This window comes from Pedococcus sp. KACC 23699, assembly GCF_045348425.1.
Lineage (GTDB): Bacteria > Actinomycetota > Actinomycetes > Actinomycetales > Dermatophilaceae > Pedococcus.
Map to the genome: position 1 here is coordinate 146,282 of NZ_CP157483.1, position 17,576 is coordinate 163,857.

Consider the following 17,576-nt stretch of genomic DNA (forward strand, 5'->3'; position numbering starts at 1 on the left):
ACGGGTCCGCGTCGGGGTCGACCCTGACGCAGCCCTGACTCGCCCCTCGCCGCACCCCGAAAGCCCTGTCCGCGGTCGCGGCGATGCGTTTCACTGGAGCTTCACCACCACGGAGGACACCATGACCGACCAGCCGCAGTACCCGCCGCGCGACGACCCGCAGCCCCCGGGACCGCCGCCCGTCTACGGCGCGCCCGCCGCCCCGTTGACGCCCCAGCAGGAGCGCAACTGGGCCACCCTGTCCCACGTCATCCCCCTGATCGCCATGGTCGTCAGCGCCGGCACCCTCGGGTTCGTCGGTTCCCTGGTCGTCTACCTGCTGTACAAGGACCGTGGCCCGTTCGTCCGCCAGCACTCGGCGAACTCGCTCAACATCCAGATCATCACCGGGATCGTGCTGCTCATCTCGTTCCCGCTGATGCTGGTGCTCGTCGGCTTCCTGACCTACGGCCTGGCCCTGGTCTTTGCCCTGGTCGTGCACATCCTCGCGGCGGTCAAGGCCAACAACGGTGAGTGGTACACCCCACCGTTCACCCCGGCCTTCGTGAAGTGACCCGGCTCTAGCGCAGACCCAGCAGTCGCCGCACCACGGTGTCCGCCAACAAGCGGCCCTGCCTCGTCAGCACCACCTGCTGACGGCGCAGGGCCGCCGGCGCGTCCACGAGCTCGTCCGCGATCAGACCGGCCACCGCGGTGCGCCCTTCCGCGTGCAGGTCACCCATCGGCAACCCCTCGACCAGTCGCACCCCGAGCAGGACGCGCTCGTCGTACCGCTGCTCGTCGGTGAGCGTCTCCCGGCCGTGGGCGGGGCTCGTGCCGGCACCCACCCGCGCGGCATACGCGTTGGGGTGCTTGACGTTCCACCACCGCACGCCCCCGACGTGGCTGTGCGCTCCGGGCCCGACGCCCCACCAGTTGCCGTCGGCCCAGTAGCCCTCGTTGTGGCGGCAGCGGGCGTCCTCGCTGGCCGCCCAGTTGCTCACCTCGTACCAGCCGTAGCCGGCCGCGGCGAGGTGCTCGTCGGCGATCTCGTACTTCGTGGCCTCGTCGTCGTCCTCGGGCGCCGGCACCTGGCCGCGGCGGACCTGGGCTGCGAGCTTGGTGCCGTCCTCGACGACGAGGGCGTAGGCCGAGACGTGGTCGGGCGCGAGGTCGGTGGCCGTGCGCAGGCTGGTGCGCCAGTCGTCGAGGCTCTCCCCCGGCGTGCCGTAGATGAGGTCCAGGCTGACCTGCAGGCCCGCGGCCCGGGCTGCGTCCACGGCGCGGGCGACGTTGGCGGGGTCATGGGTGCGCTCAAGGGTGCGCAGCACGTGCGGCACCGCAGACTGCATGCCGAGGGAGACCCGGGTGAACCCGGCGTCGGCCAGCACCTGCAGGCCCTCGGGGGTGACGGAGTCGGGGTTGGCCTCGGTCGTCACCTCGGCGTCGTCGGCCAGCCCGAACCTGTCGCGGACCCCGGTCAGCATCGCCGCGAGGTCGGTGGCAGCGAGCATGGTGGGGGTGCCGCCGCCGACGAAGACCGTCTGCACCAGCGGCGCGCGCCCGTCGAGGACCGAGGCAGCGAGGTCGAGCTCACGGACCGCGGCACCGGCGAACGTCCCCACGCTCGCGCCGTCGTTGCCGAGCTCGGTCAGGGTGTAGGTGTTGAAGTCGCAGTAGCCGCAACGGACCGAGCAGAACGGCACGTGCAGGTAGATCCCGAACGGGCGGGAGGGCAGGGTCGCCAGTGCCGACTCGGGCAGGAGGCCGTCGGCGGGGGCAGGGTCGCCGTCTGGCAGGGCGCTGGGCATGGAGCCATCCTCTCAGCCGGCGCTGAGGCTACCGTCGTCGGCTGCGCCACCTGACGGACGGCGCGGCGGCCGAGAGGCAGGACGCCGGACACCTGCTGGCCACCGGGTCCGCGTAGGGTCCAAGGGTGAGCACCTCCCGCTGGATCGACCTCGACGGCGTCGTCAACATGCGTGACGTCGGCGGCCTGCCCACCACGGACGGGGGCACCGTCGCGACCGGGCGTCTGCTGAGGTCGGACAACCTCCAGGACCTGAGCGAGGCCGACGTCGACCACCTCGTGCAGGTGGTCGGTGTGAGCGACATCGTCGACCTGCGCAGCAACGTCGAGGTCCACATCGAGGGCCCCGCACCGCTGCAGGTCCGCGGGCTCGCCACGCACCACCGCCACTCGCTGTTCCGCGACGACGAGCGGGAGATCACCGCCGAGGACGCCCTCGTCCTCCCGTGGTCGAAGAAGAACCAGCAGGCCGCGGACGCCCGGCCACGACTCGATGACGACTACTGGGCCAGCCACTACCTCGGCTACCTCGCCGACCGCCCCGACTCGGTCCTCGGCGCACTCGAGGTCATCGCCCGGGCTCCGGGCGCGACGATCGTGCACTGCGCCGCGGGGAAGGACCGCACCGGCACCGTCGTCGGGCTCGCCCTGTCCGTCGCGGGGGTGTCCGACGAGGACGTCGTCGCCGACTACGTCGCCACCGGTGAGCGGATCGAGCAGATCGTCGGGCGGCTGATGGCCCGGCCGGCCTACGGCGAGGTGATGAAGGACCAGCCGATGGAGCACCACCGCCCCAAGCCCGAGACCATGTCGCGCATCCTCACCGTCCTCACGGAGCGCCACGGCGGGGCCGGTGGCTGGCTGCAGGACCAGGGTTGGAGCAGCGACCAGGTCGACGAGCTCCGCGGCCACCTGCGCGCATGAGCACCGACGCCACCGGCCGCGACGGGGCGACCGACGACCCGCGGCCGCGCGGACGACGCCGCGCGATGCGCGTCCTGCTCGTCGACGACCGCGACCGCCTGCTGCTCTTCCACGACAGCGACCCGGGGATGTCGCCGGTGCCGCGGTGGTGGATCACGCCCGGGGGCGGCGTCGAGCCGGGCGAGGACGACACCGAGGCAGCCGTGCGCGAGGTGTTCGAGGAGACCGGGGCCCGGGTCAGGACCACGGACCTCGTCGGTCCGCTCGCGACCCGCGTCGTCGTGCACGGCTACACCGACGTCGTCACCACCCAGGACGAGGCGTTCTGGTTCGTGCGCGTCCCGGGGTTCGAGGTGAGCACCATTGGGCACACCGACCAAGAGCTGCTCACCATGACGGCGCACCGCTGGTGGACCCGTGAGCAGCTCGCCACCACCACCGACGAGATCTGGCCGCGCGACGTCCTCGACCTCTGGGCGCTGGCCGAGACCGCCGTCGCCACCGGCGTCACGGCACCACCGCTGGACCTCGGCACCGTCGAGGAGTCCACGGTCCCGGTCTGAGGCGGCACCGCGCCATACCTGGGGACCCGCAGGGCACTCGGGAGTCGCTCCCCTCGCCGGTCGCCTCAGCGAGCCGGCTTGTCGGTCACCCAGAGGCGGATGGTGCCCTCGACCACCGCGGTGCCGTCGGCGCGCGTCGCGACCACGTGCACCGGCACCTCGGTGTCCCCGGACCTGGCCCAGTCGGCCGGGTCGGTGGTGGCCACGCAGGTGATGTCCGTCGTCGCCTTCGCGGCGTAGTCCACCTCCATGCCGCGGGGTATCCAGCGGCGGTGCGCCGGGATGCTCGCCTCGGCCAGCGCGCCCATGGCCGCCTCGAGCCCGTTGCAGATGGCGATGACGTGGACGGTGCCGAGGTGGTTCTGCACCCGACGGCGCTTGCGGATGGTCAGCTCGGCCCGGTTCGGTCGCAGCTCGACGAACCGTGGGCGGGCGGTGCGGAAGTACGGCGCGGCCTGCTCGAAGACGAGCGAGAAGACCGTCCGGCCGCGAGGCAGGCTCGAGAGGCGCTGGTAGAGCGCGTAGGTGTCGACCATGCGGCGATGTTACCGGCCGGTAACCCAAGTTTGGGGGCGCGAAAGTGAGCGGTGGGTCACCTTGTGGCCCCCAACTGCGGACGACCGACAACGAAAACCAAGGCGAGCGCTACTTCTTCGCCTTCTCGCCGTCGTTGGACAGCGCTGCGATGAAGGCCTCCGGCGGGACCTCGACCGAGCCGATGTTCTTCATCCGCTTCTTGCCGGCCTTCTGCTTCTCCAGCAGCTTGCGCTTGCGGCTGATGTCACCGCCGTAGCACTTGGCCAGGACGTCCTTGCGGATCGCGCGGATGTTCTCGCGGGCGATGATCCGCGCACCGATGGCGGCCTGGATCGGCACCTCGAACTGCTGGCGCGGGATGAGGTCCTTGAGCTTGCTGGCCATCATCACGCCGTACGCGTAGGCCTTGTCCTTGTGGACGATCGAGGAGAACGCGTCGACCGTCTCGCCCTGGAGGAGGATGTCGACCTTGACGAGGTCGGCCTCCTGCTCGCCATCGGGTTCGTAGTCGAGCGAGGCGTAGCCGCGGGTGCGCGACTTGAGCTGGTCGAAGAAGTCGAACACGATCTCGGCCAGCGGCAGGGTGTAGCGCATCTCGACGCGGTCCTCGGAGAGGTAGTCCATCCCCCGCAGGGCCCCGCGCTTCTGCTGGCACAGCTCCATCACGGCGCCGATGAACTCGCTCGGCACGAGGATCGTCGCGCGCACGACCGGCTCGGTGACCGAGGAGACCTTCCCGTACGGGTACTCGCTCGGGTTGGTCACCGTGAGGACCTTGCCGTCGTCCATCGTCACGTCGTAGACGACGTTGGGCAGGGTCGAGATGAGGTCGAGGTCGAACTCACGCTCGAGCCGCTCGCGCACGATCTCCAGGTGCAGCATGCCGAGGAACCCGATACGGAAGCCGAACCCGAGGGCCGCGGACGTCTCCGGCTCGTAGACCAGGGCCGCGTCGTTGAGCTTGAGCTTGTCGAGGGCGTCGCGCAGGTCGGGGTAGTCCGAGCCGTCGATCGGGTAGAGCCCCGAGAACACCATCGGCTTGGGGTCGCGGTAGCCGCCGAGGGCCTCCTTGGCCGGCTTGGCCGCGTTGGTGACGGTGTCGCCGACCTTGGACTGGCGCACGTCCTTCACGCCCGTGATGAGGTAGCCCACCTCGCCGACGCCGAGGCCCTTGGCGGGCGCCGGCTCGGGCGAGCTCACGCCGATCTCGAGGAGCTCGTGCGTCGCCCGGGTCGACATCATCGCGATCTTCTCGCGCGGGTTGAGGTTGCCGTCGATGACCCGCACATAGGTCACGACACCGCGGTAGGTGTCGTAGACCGAGTCGAAGATCATCGCGCGGGCCGGGGCGTCCGGGTCGCCGACCGGCGCCGGGAGCTGGCGCACGATCTGGTTGAGCAGCGGCTCGACGCCCTCGCCGGTCTTGCCGGACACGCGCAGGCAGTCCTCGGGCTCGCAACCGATCAGGCCGGCCAGCTCCTCGGCGAACTTCTCCGGCTGGGCCGCAGGCAGATCGATCTTGTTGAGGACCGGGATGATCGCGAGCTCGTTCTCCATGGCGAGGTAGAGGTTCGCCAGCGTCTGCGCCTCGATCCCCTGGGCCGCGTCGACGAGGAGCACGGCCCCCTCGCACGCAGCGAGCGACCGCGACACCTCGTAGGTGAAGTCGACGTGCCCGGGGGTGTCGATCATGTTAAGCGCGTAGGTCGTCCCGTCGAGCTCCCACGGCATGCGCACGGCCTGGCTCTTGATCGTGATGCCGCGCTCACGCTCGATGTCCATCTTGTCGAGGTACTGGGCGCGCATCGCCCGGCCGTCGACCACGCCGGTGACCTGGAGCATCCGGTCGGCCAACGTCGACTTCCCGTGGTCGATGTGGGCGATGATGCTGAAGTTCCGGATCAGCTCCGGCGGCGTTGCGTGCGGCTGCAGCGCGGTGCGGGCCATCGGGGACACGGGTGACTCGACCTCACGGGTGGGACGACGGGGAACGGTTCATCCTCCCACGAGCGGGCCCCTGCCCGTGACGCGACGGTTCGTCCGGCGGGCCGTGAGGCCCGAGGCCAGGGCGATGAACACACCGAGGACGGCGAGGATCGCCCCGAGCCGCGAGGGCCACTCGTAGCCCAGGCCCGCCGACAGGACGATCGAGCCGAGCCAGGCGCCGAGGGCGTTGGCCAGGTTGAGCGTCGAGTGGTTGAGGGCCGCGGCCAGGGACTGACCCTCGTGCGCCACGTCCATGAGCCGCGTCTGGAGCATCGGGACGAGGGCGCTCGGGAGCAGGCCGAGCATGAAGACCGCGACGATCGCGAGCCACTTCGACTCGGCCACGGCCGGGCCGAACAGGGCCAGCATCACCGCGATCGTGCCCATGACGACGCAGATCCCCCGCAGCAGGCCCATCCGCGACACCGGGCCGGAGAGCATGGCGCCCACGGTCATGCCGACGCCGTACACCGCGAGGATCCACGGGATCGTGCCGCTGGAGAAGCCACCGAGCTCGGTCATCGTCGGCGAGATGTAGGAGAACGTCGCGAACATGCCGCCGAAGCCGACGGTCCCGACCGCGAGCGCGAACCACACCTGCGGTCGGCGCAGCGCCGTGAACTCCGAGCGCATCGTCGCGCCGCCGTCGGGCGGGCAGTAGGGCACCCAACGCCACACCGCGAGCACGGTGACGGCCGCGAGCACGGCCACCGCGGCATACGGCCACTGCCAGCCGTAGTCCTGCCCGAGGCGGGTGGTCAGTGGGACGCCCACGATGTTGGCCACGGTGAGGCCGGTGATCATCATCGACACGGCCCAGGTGCGGCGGTGCGCTGGGACGAGCGATGCGGCGACGAGGGAGCCGACGCCGAAGTAGGCACCGTGCGGCAGCCCGGACAGGAACCGTGCACCCATGAGCAGGCCGTAGCTGCTGGCCAGGGCGGACAGGCCGTTGGCGATCGCGAAGCCGCCCATCAGCCACAGGAGCAGACGCTTGCGCGGCATCTTCGAGCCGAGAGTGGCCAGGACGGGCGCGCCGACGACGACGCCGGCGGCATACGCCGAGACCACGTGACCGGCCGTCGGGATGGAGATGCCCACACCCTTGGCGACCTCGGGCAGCAGTCCCATGGTGACGAACTCCGTGGTGCCGATGGCGAACCCACCGATCGCGAGCGCGAGCAGCGCGAGGTTGGTGTGCCGCGAGCGCACGACGGGCTCCATGGACGCGGGGGCGCTGGTCGTCTCGAGGGGAGCGGTCGAGGCTCCAGCGGGCGCGGGCGGGGCGGACTCGATCACGGCGTTGCAACAGATGGTGCGGTGTGGTGCATTCCCTTACGGTCCCAGACGCGTCCGCGCCTCGGTGCCGGGCACCAGCGGTCGAGACATAACATCGACCCCGGACGCAGACCACACATCGAGGGGACCATGGCCGAGCAGCTCCAGGCACCGCACCTGAACCCGGGACCGTACGTCGAAGCACCCGGGCACCGCCGCCGGGTGCGCTCGCACCTGCGCCACCCCCTCGAGAACCTCTGCCTCGTGCTGGTCATCATCGGGTCGTTCGTCGTCTGGTCGTTCTGCGTGTACGAGCTCACCTCGGCGGTCATCGACCAGCGCAGCCCGGACCCGTACGCCGTGATCCTGCTGGCCGCACCGGTCCTCGTGTACTTCCTGCGTGGGCAGCTCTACGCCCAGCAGCGACTCACCGGAGTCAAGATCAGCCCGACGCAGTACCCCGAGGCGTACCAGATGCTCCTCGACGCCTGCGCCCACTTCGGCCTGCCCAAGGTGCCGGACGCGTACGTCGTGCTCGGCAACGGCATGATCAACGCGGCCGCCTCCGGCCACGGGTTCAAGCGGTTCATCTTCCTTTACAGCGACCTGTTCGAGATCGGTGGCGAGGCCCGGCAGCCCGATGCCCTGCGCTTCGTCATCTCGCACGAGGTCGGCCACATCGCTGCCGGGCACACGAGCTACTGGCGGGTCGTGGCGATCAGCGGCGCCCAGTGGATCCCCTTCCTCGGGTCGACGTTGAGCCGCAGCCAGGAGTACACCGCCGACAACTTCGGCTACGCAGTCGTCCCCCAGGGCAGCGCCTCGGCCATGTCCACGCTGGCGGCCGGCAAGTACCTGGGCCGCACCGTGGACGTGAACGCGTTCGCCGACCGCGCCACCACGGAGAAGGGCTTCTTCGTGTGGCTGGTCAACGCCCTGGCCACCCACCCCGTGCTGGTCTGGCGCTCGCACGCCCTGCGCGACCGCCGTCGCCCCGGCCGCCTCCTGTGGCGTCCCAGGGCCTCCTCGTGACGATCGAGGTCGACTACCACTGCACGTCCCGCCGGCCCTCGTTCGAGGACCTGCCGCAAGGGGTACGGCGCCTGCTCGCCGACGCCGCCGGGTGCGCCCTCTCGACGGCTCACCCACCGGTGACCTCCGGGTTCACCGGGGCCTTCGCGGCGCTGCTCGACCTGGCCGACGGCCGCCGCGTCTTCGCCAAGGCAGCTGGGCCGTCGGCCCCGCATGCCAAGGTCGCCATCCCCCGGGAGGCGTCGGTGCTGCGCATCCTCGACGGCCGCATCACCGCGCCCGTCCTCGTCGGCGCCGGTGCCGCGGACGAGTGGGAGGCCATCGTCCTCGAAGCCATCGACGGCCGGCTGCCTGGCGTCCCGTGGACCAGCCCCGACGTCGAGCTGGCGCACGACGCCTGCCTGGCCCTGGCGGCCTTCCCCACCGACGAGGTCACCGGCCTCACGGCCACGTCCCTCGCGGTGGACATCGGCATGGACGTCGATGCCCTGGCCACGCTCGACGACCTCGCGGCCGGCCGACGAGGGTGGCCTCGCGGCATACGACCGCTGCCGGCCGACGTCATGGTGCGCGTCGCGGCCCTGGCCCATCGGGCGGGCGAGCTGCTCACGGGCCAGTCGCTCGTGCACTGCGACCTGCGTCCGGACAACCTGCTGGTCACCAGCGACGGCGTGGCGAGGATCGTCGACTGGAACTGGGTCACCCGTGGCCCGGCCTGGGCAGACTTCGTCAGCCTGTGGCCACTGATGGCCCGCGACGGGATCGACGTCCACGGGCTCGCCACTCGCTCGCCCCTGACCCGCGACGCCGACCCCGACGCGGTCGATGCGTTCCTGGCCGTCATCGCCGGCTACATGCTCACCCACTGCGAGCACCCGACCTTCAACACCACGCTCGGGGTCGTCCGCGACCACCAACGCCTGATGGCGCAGGTGTTCCTCGACCTCCTCGTGGCCCGTCGCGGCTGGACCTGCTGACCGGTCTGAGCGGCTGGCCTGTTGGCCTGCTGGCCGGCGCCCTCGGGACGCCCACCCCGGTACCGTGGCGGCCATGGCGCGACGCGGACTCGGAGCACAGCTGGCACAGATCCTCGGCCGGGCCGTCCGTGACGGCGCCCGCAGCCTGGGACGCGGCGGTGCGAGGCGTGCGGAGCGACCTGCGGCACGACCCTCGGGCGAGCGCCCGGACGGCGGACCCGGACGTACGCAGAAGTCGACGCCACCGATCCCCTCCGGCAGCTATCCCGGCGACTTCACCGGCGTCCCAGACCTGAGGTATGCCGCGAACCCCGACGGCCGTCCGGACCCCGGGGAGATCGTGTGGACGTGGGTCCCCTACGAGGAGGACCACGGCCAGGGCAAGGACCGCCCGGTGCTCCTCGTCGGCCGCGACGGTGGCTGGCTGCTCGCGCTGATGCTCACCAGCAAGGACCATGACCGCGACGCGGCCCAGGAGGCGCGACACGGCCGGCGCTGGCAGGACATCGGCAGCGGGGACTGGGACCGCCAGGGACGTCCCAGCGAGGTGCGGCTGGACCGGGTCATCCGGGTGGACCCTGCTGCGGTGCGCCGCGAGGGCGCCACCCTCGACCGCGCCAGGTTCGACCTCGTGGCAGCCGGAGTACGCGCGGCAGGGTGAGCAGCAGGGTCAGCACGCTCGGTTACAGGCCGCTCGGCTCGGTCTCGAGCTCAGGCTCGCTGGGCGCGACCTCGTGGTGCAGGGGATGCAGGGCGGTCGTCTCCTCCAGCCAGACCAACGCGTCGTAGCGAGCACCCATCACGGTGGGAACGTAGTTGCCGGCCTCCCGACGGGGGTCGTAGACGACTCCCACCGCCCGCTGGCCGGCCGTGCACCCCAGCCACGGTCCCGTGCGGTCGTCGCCGAACACGAGCAGCGCGTCCCGTCCCAGCGCCCGGTGCAGGAGGTCCTCGTGGCTCCCCGGCCGGGCCGCGGGCAGGGGCAGCACCTCCTCGGGCTCACCCCAGCCGCCCGCGGCAACGACCCGGCCCCGGTGCCCGGCGAACCCCACGAGCGCCACACCGTCGTCGCCGTGGCGGTCGCGCAGGAGCTGGCCCACGGTGACCAGTCCGGCGGCGGCCATGTCGGTGGCTCGCGCATCACCGATGTGGGTGTTGTGCTCCCAGACCACACCCTTGGCCCCCGGTCCCAGGTGCCGGGCGAGACGGTCGACCGTGTCGGCCATGTGGCGGTCACGGACGTTCCAGGACAGTCGGTCCCCCCGCACCATGGCGCGGTAGTACGCCTCGGCGCCGGCGACGACCTCGGCATTCTGCGCCGCGTCGAACGCGTCGTCGTCCCGCCCGCGGTCCAGGGCCAGGCGACGGGCCTGGGCGAGCAGGCCCACGACCTCGGGCTGGCACGACGTCGGGACCAGCGCGGTGCTCCACGCATAGCGGTGGGGGTCCCCGCCGTACGGCAGGAAGCACTGCGCTGCCCGCACCGCCGCGGGCAGCGCCTCGGGTGCGTGGGTCCGAAGCCATGTCGTCGTCGTGTGCAGCGAGTCCCACAAGGAGTACACATCCAGGCCGTAGAAGCCGACACGCTGCGCGGGAGGGCGGACGAGGTTCCACCCGCGCAACCAGTCGAGGAAGTCGGCGACCTCCTCGTTGGCCCACATCCACGTCGGCCATCTCTCGAACCCGGCCAGCAGGCCGCGGGCGTCGACCCCCGGGTCACGCCCACGCACCCACCGGTTGATGCGCCAGCAGTCCGGCCAGTCCCCTTCCACGCCGACCCAGGTGAACCCCTTCTCCTCGATCAGCCGTCGGCTCAACGTGGCCCGCCACGAGTAGTAGTCGTGGGTGCCGTGGGACGCCTCCCCCAGTCCGACGAAGCGCTCCGGCCCGAGGCGCTCGACCAGGGGATCGAGGTCGCCCGGCGTCACCAGCGCACGGGCCAGGCTGCGCACCTCGGCCAGCCTCGCGGCTTCCGGCAACGGCCTCGTCCCGGGGCTCACGGCGTCGACCCCTCCTGCACCTCGCCGTCACCGCGGTCGAGGTGGTGCACGAACCAGTCCCGGGCGAGCAGCGCCGCCTCGGCCAGCGTGCCGGGCTCCTCGAACAGGTGCGTGGCACCCGGCACGACCGACAGCTGCCGGGAGCACCGCAGCTCACCCAACGCCTGACGGTTCAGCTCGAGCACCTCGTGGTCCTCTCCCCCCACGATGAGCAGCGTGGGCGCCCGCACGTCACGTAGGCGCCCGGCGGCCAGGTCCGGCCGGCCACCGCGCGAGACCACGGCCGCGACCTGGCTGCCCGGGGTGGCCGCGGCCACCAGGGCGGCGGCAGCCCCGGTGCTGGCGCCGAAGAATCCCACCGCCACCCCGGCAGCCTCTGGACGGCCGGCGACCCAGCGTCGCGCCACCAGGAGCCGCTGCGCGAGCAGGTCGATGTCGAAGACCCGGCTCCGCACGCCCTCCTCGGTCACGGCCAGGAGGTCCATGAGCAGGGTGCCCATCCCCGCCTCGTGCAGCACCGAGGCCACGAACTGGTTGCGGGGGCTGTGCCGGCTGCTGCCGCTGCCGTGCGCGAACACGACGATCCCAGCCGGTGCTTCCGGCAGGTGCAGGTGCCCTCCGAGGCCGAGCCCACCGGGCCCACCGACCGGGACGACGACCTCGAGGTCGCAGTCGGGGCCCGGCCCCGGCGACCGGTCTCGGGCCCGTCGTCGCGCGGTGTCGAGCAGGACGACGACCTCGTCGTCACTGGTCGGGCTGAAGTCGCGGTAGTGCACGCCCACCGCGACCAGTGGCTGGGGCGTGGCGAGGCAGACCACCTGGTCGAAACCCTCGAGCCCGTCCGCCACCTGCGCCGGGGCCACGGGCACACCCAGCAGCACCCGGCCGGCGCCCAGGTGGCGGGCGACCTGGGCGGCCACCCTGGCGGTGGCCCCGGTGGCGACCCCGTCGTCGACGATCACCACGGTGCGTCCGGTGAGGTCCACCGGAGGGCGACCCCTGCGGAACCGGGTGACCTGGTCCTGGAGCACCCGGCGGGCGTGCCGTTCCACCGAGTCGAGCTCGCGGGGAGTCACCTGCGCCCGCCGGACCAGCTCGGTGTCCAGGACCCGGTATCCCCCCTCGCCCACCGCCCCCATGGCCAGCTCGGGTTGGAAGGGAAGGCCGAGCTTGCGCACCACGATCACGTCCAGGGGCAGGCCCAGCGCGGTGGCGACCTCGAACGCGACCGGCACCCCGCCGCGCGGCAGCCCCAGCACCACCACGTCCTGGCCTCGCAGCCAGCCCAACCGGTGCGACAGTCTGCGACCTGCCTCTGCACGGTCGGCGAACACCGTCGTCGACGGCACAGCCGGCTGCGTACTCGTCACACCCGCATCGTGACCCGCCGCGTCACCGGTCGGCAGTGCCCAACGTCCCGCCTCGTGGCGCGGGCGGGGACGACGAAGGGGCCCGGTCACCGCGTGCGGTGACCGGGCCCCTTCGTGATGTCAGGGACTCGATCAGATCGAGTTGGCCTTCTTCGCCATGGCCGACTTCTTGTTGGCGGCCTGGTTGGCGTGGATGACGCCCTTGCTCACGGCCTTGTCGAGCTTGGTCGAAGCAGCCTTGAGGGCCTCCTTCGCCGCGTCCTTGTCGCCCGCCGCAGCGGCCGTCTGGAACTTGCGGATCCAGGTCTTGAGCTCGCTCTTGACGGCCTTGTTGCGCTCGGTCGCCGAGCGGTTCGTCTTGATCCGCTTGAGCTGGGACTTGATGTTTGCCACGTGTGTCTCTCTTGTTTGGTCGGTGATTGCCGTTAGAGGGCGGCAGAAGCATCTCGGGACCGGGCGTGGGGCACCCGTGGTTGAGACGCTCTGGGTGGTGCTTGCATGCGCACACGACCATGCGCGCACGCGACGGGTAAATCTACCAGCGCGGAGCCCGCACCCCCAAAACGTGGCTCCCCGTGACCGCAGCGGTCACTGACCGTTGCGGGCGGAGGTGATGGTGAGGATGGCTCGCTCCACGGCGAAGACAGGGTCGCGACCGCCGCCCTTGACCTCGAAGTCGGCGAGGGCCACGGCCTGGATCGAGTCCGCCAGCCCTTCCGGGCCCCACCCCGCGAGGCCGCGCCTGGCCTTGTCGACCTGCCACGGCGCCATACCGAGGTCGCGGGCCACGTCGGCCGAGCGCCCCCGGCCGGCGGCACCCACCTTGACCAGCTGGCGCAGCTGCTGGGCGAGGACGGCGACGATGGGCACGGGGTCGACGCCGGTGGCGATCGCGTGCCGCAGGAGTCGCAGGGCCTCCCCCGCGTTGCCGGCGACCGCTGCGTCGGCGACGCGGAAGCCCGTCGCCTCGACCTTGCCGCCGTGGTACTTGGCCACGAGCTGCTCGTCGATGGTGCCGGTCGTGTCGGCGACGAGCTGCTGGCAGGCGGCGGCGAGCTCGCGGACGTCCTTGCCGACAGCCTCGATGAGGGCACGCACCGCGTCCGGGGTGGCCTTGCGACCGGCCCGGCGGAACTCGTGCACGGCGAAGTCGGTCTTGTCGCGGTCGGACTTGATGGCCGGCGCCTCGATGACCCGCGACTGAGACTTCTTGATGGTGTCGAGCACCTTCTTGCCGCGCTGTCCGGACTTGTGGGTGACCACCAGGGTGACGTCGGGCTCCGGGGCGGCGAGGAAGGCCAGCAGGTCCTCCTGCAGCTCGTCGGGCGCCTCGTCGAGGTCGGCGACGACGATCGCCTTGGACCCGCCGAACAGCGACGGACTGGCGTGCATGCCCAGGGCTCCGGGCTCATAGGTGGCCGCGTAGAGACGCACGACCTCCAGGTCGGGCTCACCCTGGCGCAGCTCGTCGAGGGTCGAGGTCAACGCACGGTCGGCGACGACCTGCTCCGGCCCGGTGATGAGCACGAGCGCCGGCACGGAGGTCCCCTTGGCGGACACGGTGGTGGTCACGCGCCCAGCCTGCCATGCCCGGGCGACACCCTTGCGCCGCACGGGCGACGCGGGCGGTGCACACCGCGCCGAGCGCCGGGTCACCCGGTTGCCCCACGTCCCCGGCGGATGTGAGGGTGGCCCATGCCCACCTCCGCCGCCACCGGTCCCGGGTCGCCCGCCTCGGCGCCCTCGCCGGTGCCAGCCGACCATGACGAGGTCAGGACCACCCTCGACACGTTCTTCTCGGCCTTCGTGTCCGGGCCGCGTGCCCATGAGTGCGGTGAGGTCCTGCGGCGGGTCATGCTGCCCACCGCTGTCGTCGTACGGACCTGCGGCGGCGAGCCCACGTCATACACCGTCGAGGAGTTCATCGCGCCGCGGATCGAGCTGTTGACGTCGGGTGCGGTGGAGGACTTCCGCGAGTGGGCCACCGACGTCCGCGTGGACCTCTTCGGTGACATCGCGCAGGCCTGGTGCGGTTACGACAAGTCCTGGAGCCAGGGCGTCGAGCACCACCACGGGCGCGGCAGGAAGTCGATCCAGCTCGTCCGCACCGGTCGCGGGTGGCTGATCAGCGCGGTGGCGTGGGATGACGAGCGCCCCGGGCCGGCTGCGCCCGCCCGGGATCAGCCGCCGGGGCAGTAGGCCTCACCGGGGGCGAGGTCCGGGTGGATCGCACCACCCCGTTCCGAGACGGACGCCACCTCGGCGGCCGCGCCGCGCCGTACCGCCACGACCTCGGCGAGGATCGCCACGGCGATCTCCCCCGGCGCCTGCGCGCCGATGTCGAGGCCGATGGGCGCGTGCAGGCCGGCGAGGGCCCCCTCGGTCACGCCGTGCGCGAGGAGCCACTCGCGGCGCCGCGCCTGGGTCTTGCGCGAGCCCATCGCGCCGACGTATGCCGTGTCGGCCACGAGCGCGTCGCGCAGCACCGGTCCGTCCACGTCGTCGTGGTGGCTGGTCACGACGACCGCGTCGAACTGCGGGCCGACCTCGACCTGCCCCGCCGACACCGTCGTGGTCCAGCCCAGCGGCCCGCAGAGCGCGTCGAGAGCCTCGACGACCGGGCCGTCGCCGACGAGCAGCAGGTGCGGGGCGTCATCCATGGGGCCAGTATCACCCGCCTGGCGAAGTACGAGGACTGAGCCTCCCGCTGACTCGCACCGCCGAGGGACACCGAGCGACACCGGACGCGTCCCTGGGCGCCCACACGTCGAGCTGACGGTCCCCGCGAACCGGCGGCCTAGTCGAACTTCATGGCTGCGGCGCCGGTCTCGAGGCCGAGCCCCTTGAGCCGGGCGGCGATGACGTCCTCGGGCAGCTCGAGGCTCTCGGCGAGCTCCGCGAGGTCCAGCCCCAGCTCGACGCCGTCGCGGAGCTCCTCGTCGGACTCCGGGGTCCAGGCGAACCCCTGGGTCACCGCGGTTCGCGACGTGTCCGCGGGCGGCGGGTCCTGCGCGACCGGGCGGGGATCTGCGGCCGGCTCGGCCGGACGTGGGTGCTCGGCCGTGTCCTCGCCCGTGCGGCCCATGGTCGTCCCGGCGACGGCACCGGTCACCCCGCGCAGCGCCGGTTCGTGGACGGCCAGCGGCTCCGCGGCGGTCTCGTCGAGCCGCTTGAGGGCGGCCAGCACGCGGTCGCGGTCGGTCGTCGGCCAGAACGGGGGCAGCGACTTCTGGAGGAACCCGGCATACCGCGCCGTGATCATGCGGGAGTCGAGGAAGGCCACGACGCCCCGGTCGTCGGAGCGACGGATGAGGCGACCGGCGCCCTGGGCCAGGCGCAGGGCCGCGTGGGTGGCGGACACGGCCATGAAGCCGTTGCCGCCCATCCGGGCGATGGCCTGCGAGCGCGCCGACGACAAGGGGTCGTCGGGTCGCGGGAACGGGATGCGGTCGATGATCACGAGCTGGCACGCGGACCCGGGCACGTCGACGCCCTGCCACAGAGTCAGCGTGCCGAACAGGCACGTCTTCGGGTCGCGGGCGAACTGCCGGACCAGCGTGGTGATCTGGTCCTCGCCCTGGCAGAGGAACCCGATCTCGCCGTCGAACCGCTCGCGCATGGCCTCGGTCGCGTCCCGCGCCGCCCGCATCGAGGAGAACAGGCCGAGGGCCCGGCCGCCGGAGGCACGGATGAGCGCCTCGATCTCGTCGAGGGTCGCCTCGCTGATGCCGTCGCGGCCCGGTGCGGGCAGGTGCTGGGCGACGTACGCGATGGCCTGCTGCGGGTAGTCGAACGGGCTCCCGACGTCGAGACCGCGCCAGTCCGGTGCCCCCTCCCCGCGCAGTCCCATGGTCCCCGCGACCGCGTCGAACGTGCCGCCGAGCTCGAGGGTGGCGGACGTCATGACCACGGTGCGGTCACCGAACACCTTGTCCCGCAACAACATCGCGACACTCATGGGGGCGACTCGCAGGATGGAGCCCCGGCGCGGGTCCCGGTTGAGCCAGACGACGTCGAGGTCGCGCTGCTCGAGGATGCGGGAAGAGTTCTCGAAGACCTCCTCGATCGCCGCCTGGGCGACCTTGCGGGCACCATCGGCCTCGACGCCTTTCTCCGGCTTGAGCTCGGTCATCACCTGCCGAGAGGTGTCGCGCACCCGCGCCAGCGCCATGGCCAGGGAGTCCGGGATGCCGCCGAGCTTGCCCTCGGGCAGCTCGTCGAGGACGCCCGCGAGGAAGTCGGCCGCGTCGTCGACGGTCTCGGCCGAGTCGGCCATCCGTCCGGCACGCTTGGCCGCGGCGGTGACCATCGGCCCGGTGATCTCGTCGGTGATCGTCGAGGTGACGCGGTCGACGAGCTCATGCCCCTCGTCGACGACGAGGACGTCGTGCTCGGGGAGCATCTGGCGGCCCTCGAAGGAGTCGATCGCCATGAAGGAGTGGTTGGTGACGATGACGTCGCACTCCTTCGCGGCCTCGCGCGAGCGCTCGACGAAGCAGTCGGCCAGCGCCGGGCACTTGCTGCCCATGCACTCGTGGGCGCTCACGGAGACCTGACGCCAGGCGCGTTCGCTGACCCCGGGGACGAGCTCGTCGCGGTCTCCGGACTCGGTGGTGTCGGCCCACTCGCGCAGCCGGACGACCTCCTGCCCGAGCCGCGAGGCCGCCTTGTCCACCTCGCCGACGCCGAACAAACCCTCCTCGTCGTCGGGGAACCCTCCCTCGAGCTTGTGGGCGCACAGGTAGTTGCGGCGGCCCTTGACCAGGCCGTACGTGGGTCGGCGCCCCAGGATCGGCGTGATCGCCTCGGCCAGGCGGGGCATGTCCCGGTCGACGATCTGCGCCTGCAGCGCGAGCGTCGCGGTGGCGATGACGGCGGGCTTGCCGGTCTTCTGCGCGTGCATGACCGCCGGGATCAGGTAGGCGAGGGACTTGCCCGTGCCGGTGCCGGCCTGGACCAGCAGGTGCTCGTCCTTCTCGATCGCGTCGGCGACCGCGTGGGCCATCTCGACCTGGCCGGGACGTTCGACTCCCCCGACTCCCTGGACGGCGGCGTGCAGGAGGTCGTCGAGGGAAGCCACCGGGACAGGGTATGCCGTGCCACCCACCTCCGGCGCCGGC

General features: G+C 71.9%; 17 protein-coding genes. 7 read left to right on the plus strand and 10 right to left on the minus strand.

The features are described 5' to 3' along the window. The first annotated feature begins 121 nt into the window (after nucleotides 1-121). The gene (locus ABEG17_RS00705) at nucleotides 122-553 is read left to right on the plus strand and encodes a DUF4870 domain-containing protein (protein WP_406831332.1); all 432 of its coding nucleotides are present in this window, start codon (nucleotides 122-124) and stop codon (nucleotides 551-553) included. Nucleotides 554-560: 7 nt separating this feature from the next. On the opposite strand, the gene hemW is transcribed toward ABEG17_RS00705, so the two are convergent. Continuing rightward, nucleotides 561-1,790 carry a radical SAM family heme chaperone HemW gene (gene hemW, locus ABEG17_RS00710; RefSeq protein ID WP_406831333.1) on the minus strand — a complete coding sequence of 410 codons (1,230 nt, stop codon included), beginning with the start codon at nucleotides 1,788-1,790 and terminating at the stop codon, nucleotides 561-563. Between the two features lie 125 nt (nucleotides 1,791-1,915). Between hemW and ABEG17_RS00715 the strand changes: the two genes are divergently transcribed. Both ABEG17_RS00715 and ABEG17_RS00720 read left to right on the plus strand, forming a co-directional pair. Next, nucleotides 1,916-2,713: a tyrosine-protein phosphatase gene (locus tag ABEG17_RS00715; RefSeq protein WP_406831334.1), complete on the plus strand. Its 798-nt coding sequence runs from the start codon at nucleotides 1,916-1,918 to the stop codon at nucleotides 2,711-2,713. Next, nucleotides 2,710-3,276 (plus strand): NUDIX hydrolase, encoded by a 567-nt coding sequence (locus ABEG17_RS00720; RefSeq protein WP_406831335.1) that lies wholly within the window; start codon nucleotides 2,710-2,712, stop codon nucleotides 3,274-3,276. The genes ABEG17_RS00715 and ABEG17_RS00720 overlap by 4 nt, the downstream gene beginning before the upstream one ends. Before the next feature lie 65 nt (nucleotides 3,277-3,341). Here ABEG17_RS00720 and ABEG17_RS00725 read toward each other — a convergent pair whose 3' ends face one another. The 3 genes from ABEG17_RS00725 to ABEG17_RS00735 all read right to left on the minus strand — a co-directional run bounded on the left by ABEG17_RS00725 (nucleotide 3,342) and on the right by ABEG17_RS00735 (nucleotide 7,098). Next, nucleotides 3,342-3,812 (minus strand): hotdog fold domain-containing protein, encoded by a 471-nt coding sequence (locus ABEG17_RS00725; protein ID WP_406831336.1) that lies wholly within the window; start codon nucleotides 3,810-3,812, stop codon nucleotides 3,342-3,344. A 109-nt stretch (nucleotides 3,813-3,921) separates the two neighbouring features. Continuing rightward, entirely contained in the window at nucleotides 3,922-5,760 is a 1,839-nt protein-coding gene (gene lepA / locus ABEG17_RS00730) for a translation elongation factor 4 (protein WP_406833245.1), read from the minus strand. A gap of 48 nt (nucleotides 5,761-5,808) precedes the next feature. Then, complete coding sequence (locus ABEG17_RS00735) at nucleotides 5,809-7,098, minus strand: MFS transporter (protein ID WP_406831337.1); 1,290 nt, start codon at nucleotides 7,096-7,098, stop codon at nucleotides 5,809-5,811. 129 nt (nucleotides 7,099-7,227) lie between these two features. Here ABEG17_RS00735 and ABEG17_RS00740 point away from each other — a divergent pair, with 129 nt between their 5' ends. The 3 genes from ABEG17_RS00740 to ABEG17_RS00750 all read left to right on the plus strand — a co-directional run bounded on the left by ABEG17_RS00740 (nucleotide 7,228) and on the right by ABEG17_RS00750 (nucleotide 9,747). Beyond that, nucleotides 7,228-8,109: a M48 family metallopeptidase gene (locus ABEG17_RS00740; RefSeq protein ID WP_406831338.1), complete on the plus strand. Its 882-nt coding sequence runs from the start codon at nucleotides 7,228-7,230 to the stop codon at nucleotides 8,107-8,109. Continuing rightward, nucleotides 8,106-9,086, plus strand: coding sequence for a phosphotransferase family protein (locus ABEG17_RS00745; protein ID WP_406831339.1), 981 nt, complete (start codon nucleotides 8,106-8,108; stop codon nucleotides 9,084-9,086). Before ABEG17_RS00740 ends, ABEG17_RS00745 begins: the two co-directional genes overlap by 4 nt. A gap of 73 nt (nucleotides 9,087-9,159) precedes the next feature. Then, entirely contained in the window at nucleotides 9,160-9,747 is a 588-nt protein-coding gene (locus ABEG17_RS00750) for a type II toxin-antitoxin system PemK/MazF family toxin (RefSeq protein WP_406831340.1), read from the plus strand. 22 nt (nucleotides 9,748-9,769) lie between these two features. Here the strand turns inward: ABEG17_RS00750 and ABEG17_RS00755 are convergent, their stop codons facing one another. The 4 genes from ABEG17_RS00755 to holA form a co-directional block, all read right to left on the minus strand. Continuing rightward, the gene (locus tag ABEG17_RS00755; RefSeq protein ID WP_406831341.1) at nucleotides 9,770-11,086 is read right to left on the minus strand and encodes an erythromycin esterase family protein; all 1,317 of its coding nucleotides are present in this window, start codon (nucleotides 11,084-11,086) and stop codon (nucleotides 9,770-9,772) included. Then, a complete protein-coding gene (locus ABEG17_RS00760) occupies nucleotides 11,083-12,456 on the minus strand; it encodes a phosphoribosyltransferase family protein (RefSeq protein WP_406831342.1) in 1,374 nt (457 codons plus the stop codon). The genes ABEG17_RS00755 and ABEG17_RS00760 overlap by 4 nt, the downstream gene beginning before the upstream one ends. 132 nt (nucleotides 12,457-12,588) lie before the next feature. Continuing rightward, a complete protein-coding gene (rpsT, locus tag ABEG17_RS00765) occupies nucleotides 12,589-12,849 on the minus strand; it encodes a 30S ribosomal protein S20 (RefSeq protein WP_406831343.1) in 261 nt (86 codons plus the stop codon). 195 nt (nucleotides 12,850-13,044) lie between these two features. Continuing rightward, nucleotides 13,045-14,028 carry a DNA polymerase III subunit delta gene (gene holA / locus ABEG17_RS00770; protein WP_406831344.1) on the minus strand — a complete coding sequence of 328 codons (984 nt, stop codon included), beginning with the start codon at nucleotides 14,026-14,028 and terminating at the stop codon, nucleotides 13,045-13,047. Nucleotides 14,029-14,151: 123 nt separating this feature from the next. Between holA and ABEG17_RS00775 the strand changes: the two genes are divergently transcribed. After that, nucleotides 14,152-14,655: a DUF4440 domain-containing protein gene (locus tag ABEG17_RS00775; RefSeq protein ID WP_406831345.1), complete on the plus strand. Its 504-nt coding sequence runs from the start codon at nucleotides 14,152-14,154 to the stop codon at nucleotides 14,653-14,655. Here the strand turns inward: ABEG17_RS00775 and ABEG17_RS00780 are convergent. Both ABEG17_RS00780 and ABEG17_RS00785 read right to left on the minus strand, forming a co-directional pair. Further along, entirely contained in the window at nucleotides 14,637-15,116 is a 480-nt protein-coding gene (locus ABEG17_RS00780; RefSeq protein ID WP_406831346.1) for an XdhC family protein, read from the minus strand. The genes ABEG17_RS00775 and ABEG17_RS00780 overlap by 19 nt on opposite strands. Nucleotides 15,117-15,253: 137 nt before the next feature. Next, on the minus strand, nucleotides 15,254-17,536 hold the full coding sequence (locus tag ABEG17_RS00785; protein WP_406831347.1) for an ATP-dependent DNA helicase: 2,283 nt from the start codon (nucleotides 17,534-17,536) through the stop codon (nucleotides 15,254-15,256). Nucleotides 17,537-17,576 lie beyond the last annotated feature (40 nt).

What these genes read in the sequence shown, in the direction of transcription:
- ABEG17_RS00705 (WP_406831332.1), top strand. Translation starts at nt 122, where the DNA reads ATGACCGACCAGCCGCAGTACCCGCCGCGCGACGACCCGCAGCCCCCG.
- hemW (WP_406831333.1), bottom strand. Translation starts at nt 1,790, where the DNA reads ATGCCCAGCGCCCTGCCAGACGGCGACCCTGCCCCCGCCGACGGCCTC.
- ABEG17_RS00720 (WP_406831335.1), top strand. Translation starts at nt 2,710, where the DNA reads ATGAGCACCGACGCCACCGGCCGCGACGGGGCGACCGACGACCCGCGG.
- ABEG17_RS00725 (WP_406831336.1), bottom strand. Translation starts at nt 3,812, where the DNA reads ATGGTCGACACCTACGCGCTCTACCAGCGCCTCTCGAGCCTGCCTCGC.
- lepA (WP_406833245.1), bottom strand. Translation starts at nt 5,760, where the DNA reads ATGGCCCGCACCGCGCTGCAGCCGCACGCAACGCCGCCGGAGCTGATC.
- ABEG17_RS00740 (WP_406831338.1), top strand. Translation starts at nt 7,228, where the DNA reads ATGGCCGAGCAGCTCCAGGCACCGCACCTGAACCCGGGACCGTACGTC.
- ABEG17_RS00750 (WP_406831340.1), top strand. Translation starts at nt 9,160, where the DNA reads ATGGCGCGACGCGGACTCGGAGCACAGCTGGCACAGATCCTCGGCCGG.
- ABEG17_RS00775 (WP_406831345.1), top strand. Translation starts at nt 14,152, where the DNA reads ATGCCCACCTCCGCCGCCACCGGTCCCGGGTCGCCCGCCTCGGCGCCC.
- ABEG17_RS00780 (WP_406831346.1), bottom strand. Translation starts at nt 15,116, where the DNA reads ATGGATGACGCCCCGCACCTGCTGCTCGTCGGCGACGGCCCGGTCGTC.